Genomic DNA, 24,054 nt, shown 5'->3' on the forward strand with positions numbered 1-24,054 from the left:
CCTGTGGAGTCTTCCCGTGTTCATTTCCTCTGCTTTTGCCCAGACCGCACCTGCCGCTGCCGGTGGCGGCGACCTGGCCACCACGCTGACCAGCATGCTGCCGCTGGTCCTCATGTTCGTGGTGCTGTACTTCATCATGATCCGTCCCCAGATGAAGCGCCAAAAGGAGCACCGCGCCATGATCGACGCCCTGGCCAAGGGCGACGAGGTCGTCATTGCCGGCGGCATGCTGGGCAAGGTCACGCGCCTGGGCGAGCAGTACCTGAGCGTGGAAGTCGCCACGGGCGTCGAGGTGCAGTTCCAGCGCTCGGCCGTCGTGCAGGTGCTGCCCAAGGGCACCATCAAGTAATTCTTCTGCGGCCCCCGCGCGGGGCCCTGCGGCGGCGCTGCCGCCTTTGTCCGTGAGGTAAAGCGCGATCATGAACCGTTATCCGGTCTGGAAGTACGCGATCCTGGTGGTCGCGCTGCTCATCGGGGTGCTCTACACCCTGCCCAACTTCTTTGGCGAGGCGCCTGCAGTGCAGGTTTCCTCGGCCAAGGCCACCGTCAAGGTCGACTCCGTGGTGCTGCAGCGCGTCGAGGAGGCGCTGCGCGGCGCCGGTCTCGTGCCCGACTACGTGAGCCTGGAGGGCAGTTCGGTGCGCGCGCGCTTTGACACGCCCGACAACCAGCTCAAGGCCAAGGACGCGATCCAGAAGGCGCTCATCCCCGATGCCGCCGACCCGACCTACATCGTGGCGCTCAACCTGGTGTCGCGCTCGCCCGCCTGGCTCACGGCCCTGCACGCCCAGCCCATGTACCTGGGCCTGGACCTGCGCGGCGGCGTGCACTTCATGCTGCAGGTGGACATGCAGGCCGCGCTCACCAAGCGCGCCGAGTCGCTGGCCGGCGACATCCGCACCGCGCTGCGCGACAAGAACATCCGCCACAGCGGCATCGCGCGCGACGGCCAGGCCATCGACATCAAGGTGCGCGACGAAGCCACGCGCCAGGCCACCAGCAACCTGCTGGCCGACCAGTTTGCCGAACTGCAGGTCGTGGCCACGCCCGAGGGCAGCGAATTCAAGCTGCGCGCCAGCATCAAGCCCGAGGCCGTGCGCAAGGTGCAGGAGCAGGCGCTCAAGCAGAACATCACCACGCTGCACAACCGCATCAACGAGCTGGGCGTGGCCGAGCCCGTGATCCAACAGCAGGGGCTGGACCGCATCGTCGTGCAACTGCCCGGCGTGCAGGACACGGCCAAGGCCAAGGACATCCTGGGCCGCACGGCCACGCTGGAGGTGCGCCTGGTCGATGAAAGCACCGAGGCGCGCGCCGCCGAGACCGGCCAGGGCCCCGTGCCCTTCGGCGACGAGAAATACCTCGACCGCAACGGCCAGGCCGTGATCGTGAAGAAGCAGGTCGTGCTCACGGGCGAGAACCTCACCGACGCCCAGCCCGGCTTTGACGGCCAGACGCAGGAGCCCACCGTCAATCTCACGCTCGACGCCAAGGGCGCGCGCATCTTCAAGGACGTCACACGCGAGAACATCAACAAGCGCATGGCCATCATCCTGTTCGAGAAGGGCAAGGGCGAGGTCGTCACGGCGCCCGTGATCCGCTCCGAGATCGGCGGCGGGCGCGTGCAGATCTCCGGCCGCATGACCACCGTGGAGGCCAACGACACGGCCCTGCTGCTGCGTGCGGGTTCGCTCGCTGCGCCCATGGAGATCATCGAGGAATACACCATCGGCCCCAGCCTGGGCGCGGACAACATCGAGCGCGGCATCCACAGCGTGGTCTGGGGCATGGTGGCCATCGCGGCCTTCATGTGCGTGTACTACATGCTGTTCGGCGTGTTCTCCACGGTCGCGCTGGGCGTGAACGTGCTGCTGCTCATCGCCATCCTGTCCATGCTGCAGGCCACGCTGACGCTGCCCGGCATCGCCGCCATGGCGCTGGCGCTGGGCGTGGCCATCGACTCCAACGTGCTGATCAACGAGCGCATCCGCGAGGAGCTGCGCGCGGGGGCCTCGCCGCAGGCGGCCATCGCCGCGGGCTACGAGCGTGCCTGGGCCACCATCCTGGACTCCAACGTCACCACCCTGATCGCCGGCCTGGCGCTGCTGGCCTTCGGCACGGGCCCGGTGCGCGGCTTTGCCGTGGTGCACTGCATCGGCATCCTCACCAGCATGTTCTCGGCGGTGTTCTTCTCGCGCGGCCTGGTCAACCTCTGGTACGGCCGGCGCAAGAAGCTCAAGAGCGTGGCCATCGGCCAGGTGTGGAAGCCCGAGGACGACTCGCAACTGCGTTCGGTGGCCGCGCGCGGCGATCAATAAAGAGGAGGAAAAATCATGGAATTTTTCCGCATCAAAAAAGACATCCCGTTCATGAAGTACGCGTTGGTGCTCAACGCGATCTCCTTCATCACCTTCGCGCTGGCCGTGTTCTTCCTCCTCACGCGCGGCCTGCACCTGTCGGTGGAATTCACGGGCGGCACCGTCATGGAGGTGGCCTACACCCAGACGGCGGACATCGGCAAGGTGCGCGAGACCGTCTCCCGCCTGGGCTACCAGGACGTGATCGTGCAGAACTTCGGCACCTCGCGCGACGTGATGATCCGCCTGCCGGTGCAAAAGGGCGTCACCTCGGCGCAGCAGAGCGAGCAGGTGCTCGCCGCACTGAAAGGCCAGGACGCCGAGGTCACCCTGCGGCGCACGGAGTTCGTCGGCCCGCAGGTGGGCGACGAGCTGGTGCACGGCGGCCTCATGGCCCTGGGCATGGTGGTGCTGGGCATCGTGATCTACCTGGCGTTCCGCTTCGAGTGGAAGTTCGGCGTCGCGGCCATCATCGCCAACCTGCACGACGTGGTCATCATCCTGGGCTTCTTCGCCTTCTTCCAGTGGGAGTTCTCGCTCTCCGTGCTGGCCGGGGTGCTGGCCGTGCTCGGTTATTCGGTGAACGAGTCGGTCGTGATCTTCGACCGGATCCGCGAGGCCTTCCGCAAATTCCGCAAGCTCAGCACGCGCGAGGTGATCGACCACGCCATCACCTCGACGATGAGCCGCACCATCATCACCCACGCCTCCACCGAGGCCATGGTGCTGTCCATGTTCTTCTTCGGCGGCCCCAGCCTGCACTATTTCGCGCTGGCGCTGACCATTGGCATCCTGTTCGGCATCTACTCCTCGGTGTTCGTGGCCGCGGCCATCGCCATGTGGCTGGGCGTCAAGCGCGAAGACCTGGTCAAGAGCCAGCGCAAGGAAGGCGACCCCAACGATCCCAACGCGGGCGCCGTGGTGTAAGTTTTTTGTTGCTCCCCGGCCTGTAGGGAGCGCGCCGGCCTACACGGGCGGGCGCTCCCATACTAATATCCGGGGATGCAATCCCATTCTCCTCCCAGCCTGGCCCAGCGCCGCCTCGCGCAGCAGACGCGCGAGCGTTTCGTGGACGCTGTGTGCCGCGGCCAGGTGGACATCGACAAGGTGCTGTTGGAGTTCTTCAACCACCTGATGTCGCAGACCGGCACGCAGAGCGAGATGCAGAGCCGGCGCGACGCCTGGCATGCCTTCCAGCAGGGCAGCGGCAAGTGGATGCGCGCCGTGGCCGCGGCCTGGCGCGAGGCCCTGGCACCCACCGCGACCGCGCACGCAGACCCGACGGCCGCTCCCGAGTTCAGCTTCGAGCTGGTCGATGACGACGTCGTCGAAAACCGGATCATCGCCTCGCGCATGGCCCTGACGGTGATGGAGCAGGTCAGCACCGATTTCGAGGCCCTGCGCCTGCGCATGCAGTTCCTGGAAGGGCAGGAGCTGCCCAAGGACGACATCCTGCGCCCGGAGGCCGTGGCCTTGCGCCTGGTCGAGCAGTGGGTCGAGGCGGGCATGGCCCGCACAGACCTGCAGACGGTGGTCGATCCGCTGCAGCGCGAACTGGCTGCGGTGCTGCTCAAGGCCTACCAGGCCTGCAATGACTTCCTGCAGGCCCAGGGCGTGGCGGCGCAGAAGGAATTGCGCGTGCGCATCAGCCGCCCTGCGGGCGGATCCGGCGCCGCGCCCCTGGCGGCGGGCGCGGCCCCGACCCCCCACCCCCCGGCAGGCATGGCCCATCCAGCACCCCCGGGCAGCCGCCTGGCGCCCGGCCCCTGGGGTGCGGCGGCGCACCGTCCGGTGCCGTCCGGGTATGGGGGCGTCACGCCGCTGCTGCGGGCGCGCCAGCGTGCGCAAGGGGTGATGGTGCAGCTCAAGCGCCTGCTCACCCAGCCGGCCACGGGTTTTGACATGGTGCACGCCCCACCCGCCTCGGCGGCCCTGGCGCAGGCGCTGGCGGCCCACCGCGTGCAGGCCGAGAGCTACCACAGCACCGTGGGCGCGCTCATCGAAGACTACAGCCCGGCGGCGGTCGTCAAGCTCGCCGACGTGGTGCGCGACCGCTCCACGGAACTCAAGAAGAAGGCGGACACCGAGGGCGAGAAGGCCATCATCGAAGTCGTGGCCCTGATGTTCCAGAGCATCCTGTCCGAGGACCGCATCCCCCCCGCGGTGCGCGTGTGGTTTGCCCGCCTGCAGGTGCCGGTGCTGCGCGTCGCGCTGGCCGAGCCCGAGTTCTTCAGCAATATGGACCATCCCGCGCGCAAGCTGATCGACCGCATGGGCGCGGTGGCGCTGGGCTTCGATTCCACCGCGCTGTCCGGCAGCGCCCTGGAGGCAGAGGTCAAGCGCATCGTGCAGGTCATCGAGCAATACCCCGAGACGGGGCGGCGCGTGTTCCAGCTCGTGCACGACGAGTTCGAGGCCTTTCTCGCCAAGTTCCTCACGGCCAAGCAGTCCACGGCCCGGCTGGTGAGCGTGGCCCAGCAGGTCGAGCAAAAGGAAACGCTGACCATCCAGTACACCATCGAGCTGCGCACCCTGCTCAAGGACATGCCGGTGCGCGACGAGATCCGCGATTTCCTGTTCAAGAACTGGGCCGAGGTGCTGGCCATGTCTGCCGTGCGCGATGGCCCGCAGCACCCTGATACCGTGTCCTACAAGCGCACGGCAGCCGACCTGGTGTGGGCGGCCAGCGCCAAGCCCAACCGCGCCGAGCGCGCGCAGGTCATCCAGAGCCTGCCCGGCCTGCTGCAGCGCCTGCGCCAGGGGCTGACGCTCATGGGCATGGTCGGCCAGGCGCAGGACGCGCAGATCAAGGCGCTGACGGACACGCTCGCCGAAGCCTTTCTCTCCAAGACCGCGGCCATCCCCGTGGAGCACATCCAGGCGCTGGCCAAGCGCCTGGCCCACCTGGAGGACTTCATCGGCGACGCCGAGATGGGCGATCTGCCGCTGGACGCCGAGAACATCGAGATGATGACCGGCATCGACGCCTCGGCCATCCACGTGATCGCCGACAACGGCGCGCCGGTGGACGAGTCCATGGTGGCCTGGGCGCTGGAGTTGCAAAAGGGCCACTGGTTCACGCTGGACCACAACGGCGCCAGCACGCAGGTGCAGTACTGCTGGCACAGCGAGCGCAAGCAACTGCACCTGTTCGCCGCGTCCGACGGCACGTGCTACCTGATCCAGTTGCGCCGGCTGGCGGCGTACCTGCAGGCCGGGCTGCTCGTGGCCCGCGAGGAAGAGGGGCTGACCCTGCGTGCGACGCGCGATGCCCTGGCCAAGCTGCAGGCCAATCCCGAACGCCTGTTGGGCTAGGGATTCACGCGCGCGCCATGCGCTGGAACAGGCCGCCCGGCAGGCGCATCACCAGGCCTTCCATTTCCAGCTCCAGCAATTGCACCTGCAGCGTGGGGGTGTCCAGGCCGGTCCGCGCCTGCAGCGTGTCCAGGCCCACGGGGTCGTAGCCCAGGGCGGCAAGCAGCGCGGCATGCGCGCCTGCCAGCGACGCTTGGGGCGGTGCGGCATCGGGAGGCGGCGGCTGCCGCGGGGCGGTGGCCGGCGGCGCGAGCTCTTCGAGGATGTCCTGCGCCGTCTCCACCAGCTTGGCGCCCTGGCGGATCAGGGCATGGCAGCCGCGCGACTGGACGGAGTGGATGGAGCCCGGGATGGCGAAGACCTCGCGCCCTTGTTCGCCCGCCAGGCGCGCCGTGATGAGCGAGCCCGAGGCGGGGGCCGCCTCGACCACCAGCGTGCCTTGCGCCAGGCCCGAGATGATGCGGTTGCGCCGCGGGAAATTGCCGGCCAGCGGCGGCGTGCCCAGAGCGTATTCGCTCAGCACCAGCCCCTGGCGCGCGATGCGGTGCGCCAGCTCCAGGTGGCGCCGGGGGTAGACGCGGTCCAGCCCGGTGCCCACCACGGCCAGGGTGGCGCAGGTGCCGGGGTCGGCCGCGGCTTCCAGCGCGCCTTCGTGGGCCGCGGCGTCTATGCCCAGCGCCAGGCCGGAGACGATGGTCCAGCCCGCCGTGCGCAGGTGGCTGGCGAACTGGCGGGCGGTCTCGCGTCCCTGCGGCGTCGGGTTGCGGCTGCCGACCATGGCCAGGCAGTGCGCCGGGACCGGGCCCTGGACCAAGTGCGCGGGCCCGAGCAGGTACAGCAGCAGCGGCGGGTCGGGGATATGCAGCAGGGCCGCCGGGTAGCGGGGATCGCCCAGCGTGAGGATGTCGTGGCAGGGTTCGCCGGCACTGCCCGGTGCGAGCCAGGCCAGCGTGGTCTGCAGCAAGGTGTCCAGGGTCTCGGGCACCGTGCACAGTGCGGCCGCCTGGGCGGGCGTGGCATGCGCCCGCAAGGCACTGTGCGTCTGGGTGAAGATGTGCTGCGGCAGGCCGTAGGCCGCCAGCAGGCGCTGGGCCGTCTGCGGGCCCACGCCGGGGGTCAGCGTCAGGCGCAGCCAGCCGGCCAGTTCATCGCGCTCCATGGGTGCACGGGCTGCGGCGGCTGCTTGCAGGCACTTTCCCTGCGGGCCTCACTCGGGATTGACCAGGCGGTCGCCCACGCTCACGGGCAGGCGCGCCTCCAGGATGAGGGCGTAGGAGACGCGGTCGAACGTGCGGAACACCATGGCCAGACCGTTGCTCTCGCTGGGCAGCTTGATCACGGGCCGGTTCTTGTCGGTTTTGTCCTTGATGCGGCTGCCCTTGGTCAGCAGGCTCAGCACATGGCCGGCGCGCATGCCGTCCTCGCTGCCCTGGTTGATGGCCACGACGTTGTTCTGCGCCGCGTTGGACATGCCGAAGCTGCCGTAGATGGAGACCACCCGGGCATCGACGTTCATCTCGGGCGCGTGGGGCACGAAATTCACGAACGTGCGCGCCGGCGCGGGCAGCAGCCGGTCGCCGGCACGGATTTCCTCCTTGCTGGACACCAGGTCCAGCGAGGCCGGCACGTAGTCGGATACGTAGCCGCCTTTGCCATTGGCGCTTTCCTCGAAGCTCTCGCCGCGCACCAGATCGGCCTTGCCCAGGTACTGCGCCTCATAGCCCAGGATGTCGCCCGAGGCCGGGTCCTTCAGGGCCACGGCATCGCGGAACACGCGGTACTGGCGCGGCTCGCCAGGTTCGGCGCGCAGGGGGTTGGCGGCGTCGCCGCGTGCGTAGATGCGGTCGCCGGGGCCCATGATCACGCGGTCTTCCATGGTGCCGACCACGCGCGGAGCCTGCTCCAGCGTCTGCGCATCGACCACCAGGGGCTCGGCCAGGAAGGGTTCGATGAGGTGCATCCTGAGCGTGGGCAGCGCCATGGAGGACACGCTGTCGGCACGGGTGCGGGGCGAGACGCGCACGGTCTCGGGCTCGCCGCTGGCGGCAGCCGGGCCGGTGCTCAGGCGGGCGCGGCCGTCTTTCTTCTCCAGGTACAGGGTCTGGCCCGGGAAGATCAGGTGCGGGTTGGCGATGGCGGGCAGGTTCATGCCCCACAGCTCGGGCCAGCGCCAGGGGCGCTGCAGGAACACGCCCGAGATGCCCCAGAGCGTGTCTCCGCGCTTGACCACGTACACATCGGGGGCGTTCGGGGCGAGTTCCGCCAGGGGCACGCCCTGCTGGGCCACCTGCTCGGCCGTGGCGCGCTGCGCCGGGGTGACTGGCCGGGACTGCGCCATGGCCGCCGGGCTGGCGAGCAGGGCACAGGCAATGCCGAGCGCGCCCAGGACGGCGCGTGGCATTGTTGCAATGGCTCCCATGTCGTTGTGGATGTGCATGTTCAAACGCCCCTCACTGGCGCCAAGGGCGTGCGGCAAAGCAGCCTCCCGGCAGAAATACGTCATCAATCGTCTGAGATTCTCTGCTCAAGCCCTTGATTCGGCAATGATTATTGCCCCAGGGGCGTGCCCGGACTGGAAAAAGTGGCGAAAATAACGACAATCTCTAGTGCTCCACCATGGCCCTTCTTCCGATTCTTTGCTACCCAGACCCGCGCCTGCATACCGTGGCCCAACCCGTGCAGGCCGTGGATGCGCGCATCCGCGGCCTGGTGGCCGACATGTTCGAGACCATGTATGACGCGCACGGCATCGGCCTGGCGGCCACGCAGGTGGACGTGCACGAACGCATCGTCGTGATCGACGTGTCCGAGGAGCGCGACCAGCCCCTGGTGCTCATCAATCCCGAAATCGTCTGGGCCAGCCCGCAAACCCAGTTGGGGGACGAGGGCTGCCTTTCGGTGCCCGGCATCTACGATGGCGTCGAGCGCTCCGTGGCGGTGCGTGTGCGCGCCCTCGACGCCCAGGGCCAGGAGCAGACCCTGGAGGCCGAGGGCCTGCTGGCGGTGTGCATCCAGCATGAGATGGACCATTTGCGCGGCAAGGTGTTCGTCGAGTACCTCTCGCCCCTCAAGCAGGGGCGCATCAAGACCAAGATGGTCAAGCGCCAGCGCGAGGCCCGCGCATGAAGACGCGCCGCCTTGCCGCCGGCCTGCTGGTCGCCGCCGCGCTGGCTGGCTGCGCTGCCACGGGCGGGGGCGTGCGTCCTGGCGCCACCCTCGACGAGGTGCGGGCGCAGTGGGGCGAGCCCAAGGCCATGTACCAGGTGGAGACTGGCCAGCGCCTGTTCTACAGCCCCCAGCCCTGGCAGGTGCAGCGGCTTGATTTCGACGCCCAGGGGCGCTTGCAGCAAGTGCACGAGCAGATGCTGACCCCGGCGCTGCTCTCGGGCATCGTGGCCGGCCAGTGGCGCGTGGCCGATGTGCAGCAGGCATTCGGCCCACCGGCGCGCCGCGCGGACGATGCGGGCAAGGGTAGCCAGTGGGTGTACTCCTACCAGGAGCATGGCGTATTCCGCCTGGCCCGCATCCATTTCAATACTGCAGGCGTGGTCACCAGCGTCGTCCTGGGCGAAGACCCGGCGGCCGACAGCCGTTACCGCTGAGCGCCTGCACAGGCGCCATCCCCCATGAAAGTGATTTTTGCCGGCACGCCGGAATTTGCCCGCGTGGCGCTGCAGGCCCTGCTCGATGCGGGGCACGCGGTGCCGCTGGTGCTCACCCAGCCCGACCGCCCCGCCGGGCGCGGCATGAAGCTGCAGGCATCGCCCGTCAAGCAGTTGGCACAGGCGCATGGCCTGCCCCTGGCGCAGCCGCGCAGCCTGCGGCTGGACGGCAAATTCCCCGACGAGGCGCAGGCCGCGCAGGCCGCCATCGCCCAGGCCCGGGCGGATGTGATGGTGGTGGCGGCCTATGGCCTGATCCTGCCGCAGTGGGTGCTTGATGCGCCACGCCTGGGCTGCCTGAACATCCATGCCAGCCTGCTGCCGCGCTGGCGCGGGGCGGCGCCCATCCACCGCGCCATCGAGGCCGGCGATGCGCAGACGGGCATCACCATCATGCAGATGGATGCCGGGCTCGATACCGGCGCCATGCTGCTGCGCGCCCCCCTGGCCATCCTGCCGCAGGACACCACGGCCAGCCTGCACGACCGGCTGGCCGCCCTGGGTGGGCAGCTCATCGTGCAGGCCCTGGCCGCAGGGGCGCTGGTGCCCGAGCCGCAGCCCGCGCACGGCGTGAGCTATGCGCACAAGATCGAGAAAGCGGAGAGCACGGTGGACTGGACACTGCCGGCCGAGGTGATCGAGCGGCGCGTGCGGGCGTTCGACCCCTTCCCGGGGGCCAGCACCACAGCCGCAGGCGAGGTGGTGAAACTCTGGTCTTCTCAAATTGATAGCATGTCGCGCCCGGCTGGTGTGCCCTGCGGCCAGATTTTGCATGTAGACGACGAGGGTGTGCGCGTGGCCTGCGGCAGCGGCGTGCTGCGCCTGACGGCGCTGCAGCGCGCCGGGGGCAAGCGCTTGCCGGCCCAGGACTTCCTCCGCGGATTCGGCCTGCAGCCCGGCATGGTGCTGGGCACGGACCAGGCCTGAGGCATGCTGCCGTTGCGCGCCGCCTGGCACCATCCCCTGTTCCGCCAGGGCGCGGCCGACATGATCGGGCCGGGCCTGGGCATTGCCGCCTGGGGCCTGGTCACGGGCGTGGCCATGGTCAAGAGCGGCATGTCGATCCCCGTGGCCGTGCTCATGTCCCTGCTCGTGTATGCCGGCAGTGCGCAACTGGCCGTCATCCCCCTGCTGGCCGCCGGGGCGCCGCTGTGGGTGATCTGGCTCACCGCGGCCTGCGTCAATCTGCGCTTCGTCATCTTCAGCAGCCTGTGGCGCGCCTATTTCCAGCACCTGCCGCTGCGCCACCGGCTGGCGATCGGTTATTTCAGCGGTGACGTCATCTTCGTCGCCTTCATCCAGCGCTTTCCCGATCCGCGCCCGGGGCCGGGGCAGCTGCCGTTTTTCTGGGGGGCGGCCGGGCTCAACTGGGTGGCGTGGCAGGTGCCGTCCATCCTGGGCATCGTCCTGGCGCACGCGATTCCGCTCTCCTGGGGCCTGGGCTTTGCCGGGGTGCTGGCGCTGCTCGGGGTGCTGCTCTCGCTGCTCGTGGACCGCGCAAGCTGGGTGGCCACCGGCGTCGCGGCGACGGCGGCCATCGCCGCCTTCGCGCTGCCGCTCAAGCTCAATATCCTGGTGGCCATCGCCGCGGCCGTGGCCGCCGGGCTGTGCATCGAGGCCCTGGAGGCGCAGCGTGCGCCGCCGCCGCACCGCAGGGAGTCCCAGCCATGAACGATGCCTTCTGGGAACCCCTGCTGGCCATTGCCGGCCTGACCGTGATCACCGTGGTGGCGCGCGCCTTTTTCATGATGCCCGAGCAGGAAATCCCCATGCCCGGCTGGCTGCGCCGCGGACTCAAGTTCGCGCCCCTGGCCGCGCTCACCGCGGTGATCGCCCCCGAGGTCCTGATGGCGCAGGGCGCGTTGATCGGCACCTGGCAGGATGCGCGCCTGCCCGCTGTGGCCTGTGCCGTGGCCTGGTACTTCTTCCGGCGCGGCATCCTGGGCACCATCGTCGTCGGCATGCTGGTCTACCTGCCCCTGCACATCGGCCTGGGGTGGTAGGGCGGGTGCCTACAATCCACCCGGTCCGCCGGTGCGGCCCGTCTGTCCACTTCCCTTCTTCGAGCCATGAACATTCTTCGCTTTTCCGACCTGTGCGCCCAGGACCGCGTGCGCGGCCAGCGCGTCTTCATCCGTGCCGACCTGAACGTGCCGCTGGATGCCCAGGGCGCCATCACCGAGGATACGCGCATCCGTGCCTCGGTGCCCTGCATCCGCATGGCGCTGGATGCGGGCGCTGCCGTCATGGTCACCAGCCACCTGGGCCGGCCGACCGAAGGTGAGTTCAAGCCCGAGGATTCGCTGGCGCCCGTGGCCCGGCGCCTGGCCGAACTGCTGGGCCGCGAGGTGCCCCTGGTCGCGGGCTGGGTCGATGGGGTGCAGGTCGCGCCAGGGCAGGTCGTGCTGCTGGAGAACTGCCGCGTCAACAAAGGCGAGAAGAAGAACAGCGAAGCACTGGCGCGCAAGATGGCGCAGCTGTGCGACATCTTCGTGAACGACGCCTTCGGCACGGCGCACCGCGCCGAGGGCACGACCTACGGCATCGCCCAGTTCGCCCCGATCGCCTGCGCTGGCCCGCTGCTGGCCGCCGAGATCGATGCCATCGGCAAGGCGCTGGCCCACCCGCGCCGGCCGCTGGCGGCCATCGTGGCGGGCTCCAAGGTTTCGACCAAGCTCACCATCCTGCAAAGCCTGGCCCGCAACGTGGACCAGCTCATCGTCGGCGGCGGCATCGCCAACACCTTCATGCTGGCTGCCGGCCTGCCCATCGGCAAGAGCCTGGCCGAGGCCGACCTGGTGGGCGAGGCCCGGGCGGTGATCGAAGCCATGAAGGCCCGCGGTGCCGAGGTGCCCATCCCCACCGACGTGGTGGTCGCCAAGACCTTTGCCGCCGATGCCCCGGCCACAGTGAAGCGGGCCACCGACGTGCAGGACGACGACCTGATCCTGGACATCGGCCCCGAGACGGCCGCGCGCCTGGCGGCGCAGCTCAAGGGGGCGGGCACCATCGTCTGGAACGGGCCGGTGGGGGTGTTCGAGTTCGAGGCCTTTGCCCAGGGCACGCGCGCGATCGCCCAGGCCATTGCCGCATCCTCGGCCTTCAGCATTGCCGGGGGTGGCGATACCCTGGCGGCGATTGCCAAATTCGGCATTGAAAAGGACGTGGGTTATATCTCCACGGGCGGCGGCGCTTTCCTGGAGGTGCTCGAAGGTAAAACCCTGCCGGCATTTGAAATCCTGGAAAAACGCGCGGCAGGCTGAACAAACCCCCTGCCGTGAAACGGCCCGTTACAGCTTGCAGGGGCGCTGTGACAAAAACAACAAAGCGTCTGCGCTTGGGCGCAGTTAGCGCATCTTTTTCTTGTTTTTGTTGAGGACAGCGCCCAAAATCATTTTCAATCGCGTAGTGGCCCGCTTTCCAGGCTTTCTACCGTTCCAAGTCCGTAGGAGGGAAATCATGGCATTTTCAAGGGCAGTCAGCCTGGCCGTTCTGGCCGGTGCTGTGGCAACAATGGTGGGTTGCGCCAACCGGGCACCCATTCCGCTGGCCGAGAATTTTGAGCTGACCGTGCAGCCCAAGGTCCGCTCTGCCGGGCACTGGGAGCTGGTGTCGCGCGATGTCGTCGCCCAGACCCTGGCAACCCTGGAGAGGGCGGGCGTGGCGCCCGGCACGCCGCTGCATGTGGCGCTGCCGCCCAACCCCAGCGCCTTTGACGTGGGTTTCCGTGATTTCCTCATCACCCAGTTGGTGCAGAGCGGCGCCGTGGTGGATCAGATGCCCGGCCAGGCGCTGGACGTGACCTACCACGCACAGCTCGTGCGCCACAACAGCGAGCGCCCGCACTTCATCCCCGGCCAGTTCACCATGATCGCCGCGGGATTGATGGCCGCCTATGGCCTGCGCCATGAGCACCTGGATGCCCAGCTGGCAGGGGCCCTGGGCCTCGCAGTGGCGGCCGATTACGGCGCCAGCGTCAACTCCGGCGGGCCGACCCATACCGAAATGATCCTGACCACCACGGTGGCACGCGGCGGCCAGTACGTGGCGCGCAAGACCGATGTGTATTACCTGGAAAACGCCGACACGCCCCTGTTCGTGCGTCCTTCCAAGGGCGTCAACATGAAGGTGGTGTCGCAATGAGCATGAAGACCTCTGCACTCTGGGCCGCCCTGGCTGCTGCACTGCTCGCGGGCTGTGCCAACAACAACGCGCCGGTGCGTGCCGAACCCACCTACCAGGAAGCGGCCAGCAGCCAGTTCCTGCAGGCCAACGCCGCTGCCGTGGACAAGCTCACCGCCGGGTTCGACGTGCAATCCCTGGCTGGCGCTCCGGTGCTGGTGGCCACGGTGGTCAACGTCAACGACCTGAGCCGCGCCGCGCCCCTGGGCCGCACGCTCTCCGAGCAGTACGCCTCCGCTCTCTCGGGCAAGGGCTTCAATGTGAGGGAAATCAAGCTGCGCGGTGATGTGTTCGTCAAGGAAGGCACGGGCGAATTGCTGCTGTCGCGCGAGATCAAGGACATTGCGCGCAACCAGAACGCCGCGCTGGTCCTCGTGGGCACCTATTCGGCCGCCGCCAATCTCACCTACGTGAGCCTCAAGCTCGTGCGCACCGAGGACAGCCGCATAGTGCGCGGGCATGACTACGCCCTGCCCAACGACCGCGACGTGCAGCGCATGCTGGCAGTGCCCCGCTGACAGCGCGCCGCTCCAGGCGCACCGTCTCGCACCAGGCCGTCTCTGACGGCCTTTTTTCTGCGCGGCGGCCGTGTCTTGTTGTGTCGATGTAACTGAATCCGTGCAAAAATAGAAACCCGATTACATCGTCAGGGAGCCCCCATGTCCGTGTCACCGCGCCGCGCCACCAAGATCGTGGCCACCCTCGGCCCCGCATCGAGTGATGCGGGCCTGCTCGAGAAGATGATCACCGCCGGCCTGAACGTCGTGCGGCTGAATTTCAGCCATGGAACGGCGCAGGACCACATCGACCGTGCGCGCATGGTGCGCGAGGCCGCGCAGCGTGCCGGGCGCGAGGTGGCCATCATCGCCGACCTGCAGGGCCCCAAGATCCGCGTGGGCAAATTTGCCGAGGGCAAGGTGCTGCTGGAGGCGGGTGCGCCCTTCATCCTCGACGCCTCGCGCACCGAGCCGGGCGACCAGGAGGGCGTGGGCCTGGACTACAAGGAGCTGCCGCGCGACACCCGCCCGGGCGATGTGCTGCTGCTCAACGATGGCCTGATCGTGCTGCAGGTCGAAGCCGTGCGCGGCGAGGCCGTGCACACCACGGTGCGCATCGGCGGCGAGCTGTCGAACAACAAGGGCATCAACAAGCAGGGCGGCGGCCTGTCGGCGCCTGCCCTGACGGCCAAGGACATGGAGGACATCCGCACCGCCATGGGCCTGCAGGCCGACTACGTGGCCGTGAGCTTCCCCAAGAACGCCACCGACATGGAAATGGCCCGCCAGCTGTGCAATGTGGCGGCCGCGCCCCTGCGCCACCGGCCGGGCCTGATTGCCAAGATCGAGCGCGCCGAGGCCATTCCGCGGCTGGAGGAAATCCTGCGCGCCAGCGACGGCATCATGGTCGCGCGCGGCGACCTGGCCGTGGAGGTGGGCAATGCGGCCGTGCCGGCGCTGCAGAAAAAGATGATCCGCATGGCGCGCGACATGGACAAGGTCGTCATCACCGCCACGCAGATGATGGAGAGCATGATCACCAACCCCGTGCCCACGCGCGCCGAGGTCAGCGACGTGGCCAACGCCGTGCTCGACGGCACGGACGCCGTGATGCTCAGCGCGGAAACCGCCGCGGGCCGTTATCCCCTGGAGACGGTGCAGGAAATGGCCAAGATCTGCGCAGCCGCCGAGGCAGCCGAAGACAGCCAGCTCGACGCCGATTTTTCCGGCCGCAGTTTTGCCAGCATCGACCAGTCCATCGCCATGGGCGCGCTGTTCACCGCGCACCACCTGGGTGCCAAGGCCATCGTGGCCATGACGGAAAGCGGCTCGACCGCCCTGTGGATGAGCCGCCACCGCATCCACATCCCCATCTACGCTCTCACACCCAAGGTGGCGACGCAGCGCCGCATGGCCTTGTACCGCAATGTGCGTCCGCTGCTCATGGATACCAGCGCCGATCGCGACACCGCCCTGGAGCAGGCGGAGCGGCATCTCAAGGAGCGCGGCATCGTCGCCAGCGGCGACGTCTACGCCATCACCTGCGGCGAACCCATGGGTGCGCCAGGCGGGACCAATATGCTGAAGATCTGCCGAGCCACCTGAGCTGCAGGGGCAGCAGGGCCCTGGCGCCATAGGCGCAGGTCAGGCCGACCCCTGCGCCGGCCAGCACATCCGAAGGGAAATGCAGCCCCAGGCAGACGCGGCTCCAGGCGACCATGCCGGCAAACAGCAGGGCGGTCCATGCCGCCACGCACCTGCGGCAGGTGAACTGCAGGGCGCAGGCAAAGGCAAACGCCGTGGCGGCGTGCATGCTGGGAAAGCCCGGGCGCGGGCCTTGCGCCACCCACTGGATGCCCAGGCCCCATTGCGCCGGCCGGGGAAAGGGAATCCACAGGCGCAGGCAGTACACCGTGCACCAGGCCAGCGCCAGGGCCGTCAGGCAGCCGAGCAGTGCGCGGTGCGCCCGGCGTGGTTCCCTGCGCATGGCCAGGGTCAGCAGCGCCAGCAGCAGGACGGCCTCGGCGCTGGAGGCGATACGCGCCAGAAACACCAGCGCGGGCGCCGTGCCGGGGCCGGCATTGATCCACTGGAACAGGAGCAGGTCAAGCGGCAGCATCGCCGGACAGGCTGTCACGGGCCGGGCGGCGGGGGCGCCGCTGCTGCACCTGGATACCGAGATCCACGAGCCAGGCAGTGCACCAGCACAGCCATCCGGTCCAGAGGGTGTGGCTCAGAAAATGGGCGCCGCGCACCTGCTGGGCCCAGCCCAGCAGCAACCCCGCCAGCAGGGTGGCGACCAGCCATGCCTGGGCGGCCGGGGGGCGCTGGCGCCGCAGTGCAAAAAAGCCGCCAAAAAAGGCAAATCCGGCCGACGCGTGTCCGGCCGGAAAGCACTTGCCGCCGCCGCCATCGAGAGCGCCCAGGGCCCAGTGGGAGACGTGGCGCGCCACGCCGCCAAATTCGGACAAATCCCAGGGGCAACTGGTGCTGCTGGTGTACTTGAGTGTGCTGACCACGGCCAGCGACAGCAGGGTGGTGGCCGCCAGTTGAATGCGTGCGCCGCGGCTGGTGCCGCGCAAGGGCCCCAGGGGCAGCCAGATGGACGCGATCAGCACGGCGACCAGCACCCATGCCAGGCGGCGTGCGAGCTCGTGCATGACGCCGACGAGGAACCAGTGCTCGCGCAGGGGAAAGCCAGAAGGGTTGCCGAACCACCGGGCCACGGGCAGATCCAGGCCGCTGGCGTCCCATGCGAGCATGCACACCAGCCAGGCGACGGTCCAGAACAGGATGCGCACATGGCCTGCTGCAGGAAGGGGCATGGTGGCGGCTTCGGCGGTCGTCTTCATGCTGCCATCCTAGGCCACCAGAATTAACGAGCCATTAACCCGGTGGTGCGCTGCGCGAAGGCCGGGCCCGCAGGCATGGCGGATAGAATTGCGAGTTACGGAGCGGTTACAGCCCACCGCACTTCTCATATTTTCCCGGACCGACCACCATGCCCCTCGTCTCGATGCGCGAACTGCTGGACCACGCCGCCGAATGCGGCTATGGCATCCCTGCCTTCAACGTCAACAATCTGGAGCAAGTCCAGGCCGTGATGGCCGCCGCCGATGAAGTGGGCGCGCCGGTCATCCTGCAGGCCAGCGCCGGCGCGCGCAAGTACGCGGGCGAGAGTTTCATCAAACACCTGATTGCCGCCGCCTCCGAGGCCTATCCGCACATTCCGTTGGTGATGCACCAGGACCACGGCACCAGCCCTGCCATCTGCGAGGGCGCTCTCCAGCTGGGTTTTGGCTCGGTCATGATGGACGGCAGCCTCAAGGAGGATGGCAAGACGCCCGCCGACTTCGAGTACAACGTGCGCGTGACGCGCCAGGTCGTCGAAATGGCCCACCGCATCGGCGCCACCGTCGAGGGCGAGCTCGGCTGCCTGGGCAGCCTGGAGACCGGCGAGGCGGGTGAAGAGGACGGCATTGGCGCCGTGGGCAAGCTCAGCCACGCCCAGATGCTGACCGACCCTGAGGAGGCTGCGCAGTTCGTCAAGGCCACGCAGCTCGACGCCCTGGCGATTGCCATCGGCACCAGCCACGGGGCCTACAAGTTCACGCGCCCGCCCACGGGCGACGTGCTGGCCATCTCGCGCGTCAAGGAAATCCATGCGCGCATTCCCAACACCCACCTGGTGATGCACGGCAGCTCCAGCGTGCCGCAGGATCTGCTGGCCATCATCAACCAGTACGGCGGCAAGATGAAGCAGACCTATGGCGTGCCCATCGCGGAAATCCAGGAAGCCATCAAGCACGGCGTGCGCAAGATCAACATCGACACCGACATCCGCCTGGCGATGACCGGTGCCGTGCGCAAGTTCCAGGCCGAAAACCCCGACAAGTTCGACATGCGCGAGTGGATGAAGCCCGCGCGTGAAGCGGCCAAGGCCATTTGCAAGCAGCGCTACCTGGAGTTCGGCTGCGAGGGGCAGGCTGCCAAGATCAAGGGGGCGCCGCTCGCCGTGATGGCACAGAAATACGCTGCGGGCGCACTGGCCCAGGTGGTGAACTGACGCCCGCCGCACGACGGCGGCAAAAAAACGGCAGCCCGCGGGCTGCCGTTTTGCGTTTTGGGGGCCTTCTCTACACGCGCATGCGAGACAGAGCGGGGCCTGTTTCTTCATGTAAGCTTGCGGTCAGTCAGCCTGTACAGGCGCGCGCAGCGGTGCGCGCCTGGTCTTCTGTGCATCCGAGCCCGCACAGGGCTTGCGCAACGATCATAAAACCTGGAGGAGATCATCCATGCAGACGAGCCCAAGTCCACTGGTGCAGCGCATTGGCGTGCCCAAGGAAACTTTCCCTGGCGAAAAGCGCGTGGCCACCGTGCCCGACGTGGTGGAAAAACTCATCAAACTCGGCTTCAAGGTGGCTGTGGAAGCGGGTGCCGGCGATGCCGCCCACTTCAGCGACGACACCTACCGCGCCGCGGGCGCCGAGGTGCTGCCCGATGCGGCGCAGCTCTGGGCCGCATCGGACATCGTGCTCAAGGTGCGCCCGCCGAGCAGCGAGGAAGTGGCCCTGATGCGCGAAGGTGGCACGCTGATCGGCTTCGTCTGGCCCGCCCAGAACCCGGCGCTGATGGAGCAGCTCCAGGCCAAGAAGGCCACGGTGCTGGCCATTGACTGCCTGCCCCGCACCCTGAGCCGCGCGCAGAAGATGGATGCGCTGACCTCCACCGCCGGGGTGAGCGGCTACCGCGCCGTGATCGAGGCGGCCAACGCCTTTGGCCGTTATTTCAACGGCCAGATCACGGCCGCGGGCAAGGTGCCGCCGGCCAAGGTGTTCATCGCCGGCGCCGGCGTGGCGGGCCTGGCCGCGATTGGCACGGCCGCCAACCTGGGCGCCATCGTGCGCGCCAACGACACGCGCGCCGAGGTGGCCGACCAGGTCAAGTCCCTGGGCGGCGAGTTCGTCAAGGTGGACTACGAGGAAGACGGCTCGGGTGGCGGCGGCTACGCCAAGGTCATGAGCGAGGGCTTCCAGGCGGCGCAGCGCCAGATGTACGCCGAGCAGGCGAAGGATGCCGACATCATCATCACCACGGCCCTGATCCCCGGCAAGCCCGCGCCCAAGCTGATCACCGCCGAGATGGTGCAGAGCATGCGCCCCGGCAGCGTGATCGTGGACATGGCGGCCGAGCAGGGCGGCAACTGCGAACTGACCGTGCCCGGCGAGGCCGTGGTGCGCCATGGCGTGACCATCATCGGCTACACCGACCTGGCCTCGCGCCTGGCCAAGCAGTCGTCCACGCTCTACGCCACCAACCTGCTGCGCCTGATCGAAGAGCTGTGCAAGGCCAAGGATGGCGTGGCCGTGGTCAACATGGAGGACGACGCCATCCGCGGCCTCACCGTCGTCAAGGACGGCGCCCTCACCTGGCCCGCCCCGCCGCTCAAGGCGGCCCCGGCCCCTGCGCCCAAGCCTGCAGCCGCAGTGCCTGCGGCCGAGAAAAAGTCCAGCCACGGCCCGGGCGCGCCCATGTCGGCCAAGACGCTGACCATCGTCTTTGCCGTGCTGGCCGTGCTCTTCTGGGGGGTGGGCGCCTATGCGCCGGTGGCTTTCCTGGGCCACTTCACGGTGTTTGTGCTGGCCTGCTTCATCGGCTACATGGTGGTGTGGAACGTCACCCCGGCCCTGCACACGCCGCTGATGAGCGTGACCAATGCCATCTCCAGCATCATCGCCATCGGGGCGCTGGTGCAGATTGCACCGCCCGAAGCGGGGACGAACGGACGCCCGGACGGCTTGATCCTGTGGCTGGCCTTTGCCGCCCTGGTGCTTACCGCCGTCAACATGTTCGGCGGCTTTGCCGTGACGCGCCGCATGCTGGCCATGTTCCGCAAATAAGAACAAGAGGGAGAACACACCATGTCCCAAAGTCTCGCTACGGTGGCCTACCTGGGCGCCGCCATTCTTTTCATTCTCAGCCTGGGAGGCCTGTCCAACCCGGAGACCTCGCGCCGCGGCAACCTGTTCGGCATGATCGGCATGGCGCTGGCCGTGCTGGCCACCGTGTTCGGCCCGCGCGTGGGCCCGGCAGGCATTGCCTGGATCGTGGGCGCGCTGGTCATCGGCGGCGGCATCGGCCTGTATGCGGCCAAGGTCGTCAAGATGACGCAAATGCCCGAGCTGGTGGCCCTCATGCACAGCCTGGTGGGTCTGGCCGCCTGTTTGGTGGGTTTTGCCAGCTATGTGGATACCTCGATCCAGCTCCAGGGCGCGGAGAAGGTCATCCATGAGGTGGAAATCTACGTCGGCATCCTGATCGGCGCCGTGACCTTCTCGGGCTCGCTGATCGCCTTTGGCAAGCTCAACGGCAAGATCGGCGGCAAGCCCCTGCTGCTGCCCGCGCGCCACTGGCTCAACCTGGTCGCGCTCCTGGTGGTGATCTGGTTCGGCAAGCAGTTCCTGGCCGCGCCCGATGTGCAGTCCGGCATGCTGCCTTTGATGGTGATGACCGCGATTGCGCTGCTGTTCGGCGTGCACATGGTCATGGCCATTGGCGGCGCGGACATGCCCGTGGTGGTGTCCATGCTCAACAGCTACTCCGGCTGGGCCGCAGCGGCCACCGGCTTCATGCTGAGCAACGACCTGCTGATCGTGACCGGTGCGCTGGTCGGTTCGTCGGGCGCCATCCTCTCCTACATCATGTGCAACGCGATGAACCGCAACTTCATCAGCGTGATCGCCGGCGGCTTCGGTTCCGGCGGCGGGGCGCCCGCCGCCAAGGCTGGCGATGCTGCTGCGCCCCAGGGCGAAGTGGTGCCCGTGAGCTCGGCCGAGACGGCCGATATGCTGCGCGAGGCCAAGAGCGTCATCATCGTGCCCGGCTACGGCATGGCCGTGGCCCAGGCACAGCACACGGTGTACGAAATCACCCAGACCCTGCGCGAAAAGGGCGTGCAGGTGCGCTTTGCCATCCACCCCGTGGCCGGGCGCATGCCGGGCCACATGAACGTGCTGCTGGCCGAGGCCAAGGTGCCCTACGACATCGTGATGGAGATGGACGAGATCAACGAGGACTTCCCCGACGCCGACGTCGCCATGGTCATTGGCGCCAACGACATCGTCAACCCCAGCGCGCTCGAAGACCCGGCCAGCCCCATTGCCGGCATGCCGGTGCTGGAGGTGTGGAAGGCCAAGACCTCCATCGTCATGAAGCGCTCCATGGCCTCGGGCTACGCCGGCGTGGACAACCCGCTGTTCTACAAGGAGAACAACCGCATGCTGTTTGGCGATGCGAAGAAGATGCTTGACGAGGTGCTGGGCGCGCTCAAGGGCTGACGGGGCATAATGGCCCAGGCAAAAAAGCACGACCGTGCTAAATGTTCCGGCACGGTTTTTCACACACGATAAACACAGCAGGAGACTTGCAGATGACCGACCGCATTTGGCTCAAGAGCTACCCGTCCGGCGTACCCGCCGACATCGACGCGGGGCAGTACCCGTCGCTCGTGGCGTTGATGGAGGAGGCCTTCACGAAGTACAAGGACCGCGTGGCCTATAGCTTCATGGGCAAGGACATCACCTACGCCCAGACCGACTCGCTGAGCAGCGCCTTCGCAGCCTACCTGCAGGGGCTCGGTCTGGCCAAGGGGGACCGTGTGGCCATCATGATGCCCAACATCCCCCAGTACCCCGTGGCGGTGGCGGCCATCCTGCGCGCCGGCTACGTGGTGGTCAACGTCAACCCGCTGTACACGCCGCGCGAACTGGAGCACCAGCTCAAGGACTCGGGCGCCAAGGCCATCGTCATCATCGAGAACTTTGCCACCACGCTGGAGCAGTGCATCGCGCACACGCCCGTCAAGCATGTGGTGCTGTGCGCCATGGGCGACCAGCTCGGCCTGCTCAAGGGCGCGCTGGTCAACTACGTGGTGCGCAACGTCAAGAAGATGGTGCCGGCCTACAACCTGCCCCATGCCGTGCGCTTCAATGAAGCCATTGCCCAGGGCACGCGCGGCACCTTCAAGAAGCCCGACATCAAGCCCGACGACATCGCCCTGCTGCAGTACACCGGCGGCACCACCGGCGTCTCCAAGGGGGCTGTGCTGCTGCACCGCAACGTGATCGCCAACGTGCTGCAGTCCGAGGTCTGGAACGAACCGGTGATGAAGAAGGTGCCAGCCGGCGAGCAACCCACCAGCATTTGCGCGCTGCCGCTCTACCACATCTTCGCGTTTACGGTGAACATGATGCTGTCCATGCGCACCGGGGGCAAGACCATCCTGATTCCCAATCCGCGCGACCTGCCTGCCGTGCTCAAGGAGCTGTCCAAGCACACCTTCCACAGCTTCCCGGCGGTCAACACGCTGTTCAACGGCCTGGCCAACCACCCGGACTTCAACACCGTCAACTGGAAGAACCTCAAGGTCTCCGTGGGCGGCGGCATGGCGGTGCAGGGCGCCGTGGCCAAGCTCTGGTTGGAGAAGACGGGCTGCCCCATCTGCGAGGGCTACGGCCTGTCGGAGACCAGCCCCTCGGCCAGTTGCAACCCGACCACCAGCACCGAGTTCACCGGCACCATCGGCGTGCCCCTGCCCAGCACCTTTATGAAGCTGCTGGACGACGAGGGCAACACCGTCTCCGAGCTGGGCCAGCCCGGCGAGATCGCCATCAAGGGCCCGCAGGTCATGGCCGGCTACTGGCAGCGCCCCGACGAGACCGCCAAGGTCATGACGGCGGACGGCTACTTCAAGACCGGCGACGTGGGCGTGATGGACGAGCGCGGCTACTTCAAGATCGTGGACCGCAAGAAGGACATGGTGCTGGTGAGCGGCTTCAACGTCTACCCGAACGAGGTGGAGGAAGTCGTGGCCAACTGCCCCGGCGTGCTTGAATGCGCCGTGGTCGGCGTGCCCGACGAGAAGACGGGCGAGGCGGTCAAGCTCGTCATCGTCAAGAAGGACCCCGAGCTGACCGAGGCCGAGGTGCGCGAGTTCTGCCGCGCCAACCTCACGGGCTACAAGCAGCCCAAGGTGGTGGAGTTCCGCACCGAACTGCCCAAGACGCCCGTGGGCAAGATCCTGCGGCGCGAGCTGCGCGACAAGAAGTAAGCGCGCCAGCCGGTCTGGGCGACAATCAAGGAGCGGCCTGGCGCCGCTCCTTGTCTTTTGTCTGCCTACTTTGCCATGACCACCGCCATCCTCAGCGCCCTGCCCGAAGAACAGTCCGGCCTCATCACCAGCCTGGAGCGCGCGCGCCGGGTGATGCATGCGGGGCGGTCCTTCTGGCTCGGCCACCTGTACGACAGGCCCGTGGTGCTGGCGCTCTCGGGCATAGGCAAGGTGGCTGCCGCCACCACGGCCACGGTGCTGGCCGAGCGCTTTGGCGTGGCGCGCATCGTCTTCACGGGTGTGGCCGGCGGCGTGGGCGAGGGCGTGCAGGTGGGTGACGTGGTGGTGGCACAGGACTATGTGCAGCACGACATGGACGCCTCGCCGCTGTTCGAGCGCTGGCTGGTGCCGGGCTACGCCGGTGTGCGCCTGCCGTGCGATACGGCCTTGACTGCTCATCTTTCAGGAGCTGTCAGCGCTTGCCTGGCGGGCGATGTGGCCGATTTTCATTCAAATGCCGATGGGCGGCGGCCGAGCCTGCACCAAGGGCTGGTGGCCAGTGGCGACCGCTTTGTCACCTGCGCCCAGGTCTCGCGCGCGCTGCGCGAGCCCCTGGTGGCCGCCGGGCACGATGTGCTGGCCGTGGAGATGGAGGGCGCCGCCGTGGCCCAGGTGTGCCTGGATTACGGCCTGCCGTTTGCCGCCGTGCGCACGATTTCCGACCGGGCCGATGATGACGCGCACGTCGATTTCCCGGTCTTCATCCAGACCGTGGCCAGCCGCTACGCCGACCACATCGTGCGCCATCTGCTCCAGTCGCTATAAAAAACAGAGCTGCTGGCGCTTGGTGGGCGGTCGCTGGAGGCTGATTTCATTGGATGTCCGTGGGCGCTGCGTCCTGGGCGCTGCCCTCGGTCCGGGCGCAGCCGCGG

The 24,054-nt window shown here is 67.8% G+C and carries 22 protein-coding genes; 18 read left to right on the top strand and 4 right to left on the bottom strand.

From position 1 onward, the window contains the following. The first annotated feature begins 16 nt into the window (after positions 1 to 16). The 4 genes from yajC (at position 17) to CGR01S_RS09140 (ending at position 5,672) form a co-directional block, all read left to right on the top strand. Positions 17 to 349, top strand: a complete 333-nt coding sequence (gene yajC, locus CGR01S_RS09125) for a preprotein translocase subunit YajC (RefSeq protein ID WP_042425569.1) — start codon at positions 17 to 19, stop codon at positions 347 to 349. A 70-nt stretch (positions 350 to 419) separates the two neighbouring features. Next, positions 420 to 2,318, top strand: coding sequence for a protein translocase subunit SecD (gene secD / locus CGR01S_RS09130; RefSeq protein WP_042425571.1), 1,899 nt, complete (start codon positions 420 to 422; stop codon positions 2,316 to 2,318). Between the two features lie 15 nt (positions 2,319 to 2,333). Further along, on the top strand, positions 2,334 to 3,284 hold the full coding sequence (gene secF, locus CGR01S_RS09135; RefSeq protein WP_042425574.1) for a protein translocase subunit SecF: 951 nt from the start codon (positions 2,334 to 2,336) through the stop codon (positions 3,282 to 3,284). A 75-nt stretch (positions 3,285 to 3,359) separates the two neighbouring features. Beyond that, on the top strand, positions 3,360 to 5,672 hold the full coding sequence (locus tag CGR01S_RS09140) for a DUF1631 family protein (protein WP_042425578.1): 2,313 nt from the start codon (positions 3,360 to 3,362) through the stop codon (positions 5,670 to 5,672). 4 nt (positions 5,673 to 5,676) lie between these two features. Here the strand turns inward: CGR01S_RS09140 and dprA are convergent, their stop codons facing one another. Beyond that, positions 5,677 to 6,831, bottom strand: coding sequence for a DNA-processing protein DprA (gene dprA, locus CGR01S_RS09145; RefSeq protein ID WP_042425580.1), 1,155 nt, complete (start codon positions 6,829 to 6,831; stop codon positions 5,677 to 5,679). A gap of 48 nt (positions 6,832 to 6,879) precedes the next feature. Beyond that, a complete protein-coding gene (locus CGR01S_RS09150; RefSeq protein ID WP_052382535.1) occupies positions 6,880 to 8,091 on the bottom strand; it encodes a LysM peptidoglycan-binding domain-containing protein in 1,212 nt (403 codons plus the stop codon). A gap of 197 nt (positions 8,092 to 8,288) precedes the next feature. Here CGR01S_RS09150 and def point away from each other — a divergent pair, with 197 nt between their 5' ends. The 9 genes from def (at position 8,289) to pyk (ending at position 15,618) form a co-directional block, all read left to right on the top strand. Beyond that, on the top strand, positions 8,289 to 8,798 hold the full coding sequence (gene def, locus CGR01S_RS09155; protein WP_042425582.1) for a peptide deformylase: 510 nt from the start codon (positions 8,289 to 8,291) through the stop codon (positions 8,796 to 8,798). Next, positions 8,795 to 9,274 carry a hypothetical protein gene (locus CGR01S_RS09160; RefSeq protein ID WP_052382531.1) on the top strand — a complete coding sequence of 160 codons (480 nt, stop codon included), beginning with the start codon at positions 8,795 to 8,797 and terminating at the stop codon, positions 9,272 to 9,274. The genes def and CGR01S_RS09160 overlap by 4 nt, the downstream gene beginning before the upstream one ends. 24 nt (positions 9,275 to 9,298) lie before the next feature. Then, positions 9,299 to 10,261 (top strand): methionyl-tRNA formyltransferase, encoded by a 963-nt coding sequence (gene fmt / locus CGR01S_RS09165; RefSeq protein ID WP_042425584.1) that lies wholly within the window; start codon positions 9,299 to 9,301, stop codon positions 10,259 to 10,261. A gap of 3 nt (positions 10,262 to 10,264) precedes the next feature. Further along, positions 10,265 to 11,005 carry an AzlC family ABC transporter permease gene (locus CGR01S_RS09170; protein WP_042425587.1) on the top strand — a complete coding sequence of 247 codons (741 nt, stop codon included), beginning with the start codon at positions 10,265 to 10,267 and terminating at the stop codon, positions 11,003 to 11,005. Beyond that, the gene (locus CGR01S_RS09175; protein WP_042425589.1) at positions 11,002 to 11,337 is read left to right on the top strand and encodes an AzlD domain-containing protein; all 336 of its coding nucleotides are present in this window, start codon (positions 11,002 to 11,004) and stop codon (positions 11,335 to 11,337) included. Before CGR01S_RS09170 ends, CGR01S_RS09175 begins: the two co-directional genes overlap by 4 nt. A gap of 66 nt (positions 11,338 to 11,403) precedes the next feature. Then, positions 11,404 to 12,597 (top strand): phosphoglycerate kinase, encoded by a 1,194-nt coding sequence (locus tag CGR01S_RS09180; protein WP_042425592.1) that lies wholly within the window; start codon positions 11,404 to 11,406, stop codon positions 12,595 to 12,597. A 196-nt stretch (positions 12,598 to 12,793) separates the two neighbouring features. Beyond that, positions 12,794 to 13,477 (top strand): hypothetical protein, encoded by a 684-nt coding sequence (locus tag CGR01S_RS09185; RefSeq protein ID WP_042425595.1) that lies wholly within the window; start codon positions 12,794 to 12,796, stop codon positions 13,475 to 13,477. Beyond that, positions 13,474 to 14,034: a FlgO family outer membrane protein gene (locus CGR01S_RS09190; protein WP_042425598.1), complete on the top strand. Its 561-nt coding sequence runs from the start codon at positions 13,474 to 13,476 to the stop codon at positions 14,032 to 14,034. The genes CGR01S_RS09185 and CGR01S_RS09190 overlap by 4 nt, the downstream gene beginning before the upstream one ends. Positions 14,035 to 14,181: 147 nt before the next feature. After that, a complete protein-coding gene (gene pyk, locus CGR01S_RS09195; protein ID WP_156967538.1) occupies positions 14,182 to 15,618 on the top strand; it encodes a pyruvate kinase in 1,437 nt (478 codons plus the stop codon). Here pyk and CGR01S_RS09200 read toward each other — a convergent pair. Next, entirely contained in the window at positions 15,551 to 16,132 is a 582-nt protein-coding gene (locus CGR01S_RS09200) for a phosphatase PAP2 family protein (RefSeq protein ID WP_042425603.1), read from the bottom strand. The genes pyk and CGR01S_RS09200 overlap by 68 nt on opposite strands. Beyond that, positions 16,119 to 16,865 (bottom strand): phosphatase PAP2 family protein, encoded by a 747-nt coding sequence (locus tag CGR01S_RS09205; protein ID WP_042425605.1) that lies wholly within the window; start codon positions 16,863 to 16,865, stop codon positions 16,119 to 16,121. Before CGR01S_RS09205 ends, CGR01S_RS09200 begins: the two co-directional genes overlap by 14 nt. Before the next feature lie 149 nt (positions 16,866 to 17,014). Here CGR01S_RS09205 and fba point away from each other — a divergent pair, with 149 nt between their 5' ends. The 5 genes from fba (at position 17,015) to CGR01S_RS09230 (ending at position 23,947) form a co-directional block, all read left to right on the top strand. Continuing rightward, the gene (gene fba / locus CGR01S_RS09210) at positions 17,015 to 18,079 is read left to right on the top strand and encodes a class II fructose-bisphosphate aldolase (protein WP_042425606.1); all 1,065 of its coding nucleotides are present in this window, start codon (positions 17,015 to 17,017) and stop codon (positions 18,077 to 18,079) included. Positions 18,080 to 18,308: 229 nt separating this feature from the next. Next, complete coding sequence (locus CGR01S_RS09215) at positions 18,309 to 19,913, top strand: Re/Si-specific NAD(P)(+) transhydrogenase subunit alpha (protein WP_042425609.1); 1,605 nt, start codon at positions 18,309 to 18,311, stop codon at positions 19,911 to 19,913. 21 nt (positions 19,914 to 19,934) lie between these two features. After that, positions 19,935 to 21,350 carry a Re/Si-specific NAD(P)(+) transhydrogenase subunit beta gene (pntB, locus tag CGR01S_RS09220; RefSeq protein WP_042425612.1) on the top strand — a complete coding sequence of 472 codons (1,416 nt, stop codon included), beginning with the start codon at positions 19,935 to 19,937 and terminating at the stop codon, positions 21,348 to 21,350. 92 nt (positions 21,351 to 21,442) lie between these two features. Beyond that, a complete protein-coding gene (locus CGR01S_RS09225) occupies positions 21,443 to 23,122 on the top strand; it encodes a long-chain-fatty-acid--CoA ligase (RefSeq protein WP_042425614.1) in 1,680 nt (559 codons plus the stop codon). 75 nt (positions 23,123 to 23,197) lie between these two features. Further along, complete coding sequence (locus CGR01S_RS09230; RefSeq protein WP_042425617.1) at positions 23,198 to 23,947, top strand: 5'-methylthioadenosine/adenosylhomocysteine nucleosidase; 750 nt, start codon at positions 23,198 to 23,200, stop codon at positions 23,945 to 23,947. Positions 23,948 to 24,054 lie beyond the last annotated feature (107 nt).

It is taken from the genome of Comamonas granuli NBRC 101663 (assembly GCF_000739995.1).
Lineage (GTDB): Bacteria > Pseudomonadota > Gammaproteobacteria > Burkholderiales > Burkholderiaceae_C > Simplicispira > Simplicispira granuli.

What these genes read in the sequence shown, in the direction of transcription:
- secD (WP_042425571.1), top strand. Translation starts at nt 420, where the DNA reads ATGAACCGTTATCCGGTCTGGAAGTACGCGATCCTGGTGGTCGCGCTG.
- secF (WP_042425574.1), top strand. Translation starts at nt 2,334, where the DNA reads ATGGAATTTTTCCGCATCAAAAAAGACATCCCGTTCATGAAGTACGCG.
- CGR01S_RS09140 (WP_042425578.1), top strand. Translation starts at nt 3,360, where the DNA reads ATGCAATCCCATTCTCCTCCCAGCCTGGCCCAGCGCCGCCTCGCGCAG.
- dprA (WP_042425580.1), bottom strand. Translation starts at nt 6,831, where the DNA reads ATGGAGCGCGATGAACTGGCCGGCTGGCTGCGCCTGACGCTGACCCCC.
- CGR01S_RS09150 (WP_052382535.1), bottom strand. Translation starts at nt 8,091, where the DNA reads ATGGGAGCCATTGCAACAATGCCACGCGCCGTCCTGGGCGCGCTCGGC.
- def (WP_042425582.1), top strand. Translation starts at nt 8,289, where the DNA reads ATGGCCCTTCTTCCGATTCTTTGCTACCCAGACCCGCGCCTGCATACC.
- CGR01S_RS09160 (WP_052382531.1), top strand. Translation starts at nt 8,795, where the DNA reads ATGAAGACGCGCCGCCTTGCCGCCGGCCTGCTGGTCGCCGCCGCGCTG.
- fmt (WP_042425584.1), top strand. Translation starts at nt 9,299, where the DNA reads ATGAAAGTGATTTTTGCCGGCACGCCGGAATTTGCCCGCGTGGCGCTG.
- CGR01S_RS09170 (WP_042425587.1), top strand. Translation starts at nt 10,265, where the DNA reads ATGCTGCCGTTGCGCGCCGCCTGGCACCATCCCCTGTTCCGCCAGGGC.
- CGR01S_RS09175 (WP_042425589.1), top strand. Translation starts at nt 11,002, where the DNA reads ATGAACGATGCCTTCTGGGAACCCCTGCTGGCCATTGCCGGCCTGACC.
- CGR01S_RS09180 (WP_042425592.1), top strand. Translation starts at nt 11,404, where the DNA reads ATGAACATTCTTCGCTTTTCCGACCTGTGCGCCCAGGACCGCGTGCGC.
- CGR01S_RS09185 (WP_042425595.1), top strand. Translation starts at nt 12,794, where the DNA reads ATGGCATTTTCAAGGGCAGTCAGCCTGGCCGTTCTGGCCGGTGCTGTG.
- CGR01S_RS09190 (WP_042425598.1), top strand. Translation starts at nt 13,474, where the DNA reads ATGAGCATGAAGACCTCTGCACTCTGGGCCGCCCTGGCTGCTGCACTG.
- CGR01S_RS09200 (WP_042425603.1), bottom strand. Translation starts at nt 16,132, where the DNA reads ATGCTGCCGCTTGACCTGCTCCTGTTCCAGTGGATCAATGCCGGCCCC.
- CGR01S_RS09205 (WP_042425605.1), bottom strand. Translation starts at nt 16,865, where the DNA reads ATGAAGACGACCGCCGAAGCCGCCACCATGCCCCTTCCTGCAGCAGGC.
- fba (WP_042425606.1), top strand. Translation starts at nt 17,015, where the DNA reads ATGCCCCTCGTCTCGATGCGCGAACTGCTGGACCACGCCGCCGAATGC.
- CGR01S_RS09215 (WP_042425609.1), top strand. Translation starts at nt 18,309, where the DNA reads ATGCAGACGAGCCCAAGTCCACTGGTGCAGCGCATTGGCGTGCCCAAG.
- pntB (WP_042425612.1), top strand. Translation starts at nt 19,935, where the DNA reads ATGTCCCAAAGTCTCGCTACGGTGGCCTACCTGGGCGCCGCCATTCTT.
- CGR01S_RS09225 (WP_042425614.1), top strand. Translation starts at nt 21,443, where the DNA reads ATGACCGACCGCATTTGGCTCAAGAGCTACCCGTCCGGCGTACCCGCC.
- CGR01S_RS09230 (WP_042425617.1), top strand. Translation starts at nt 23,198, where the DNA reads ATGACCACCGCCATCCTCAGCGCCCTGCCCGAAGAACAGTCCGGCCTC.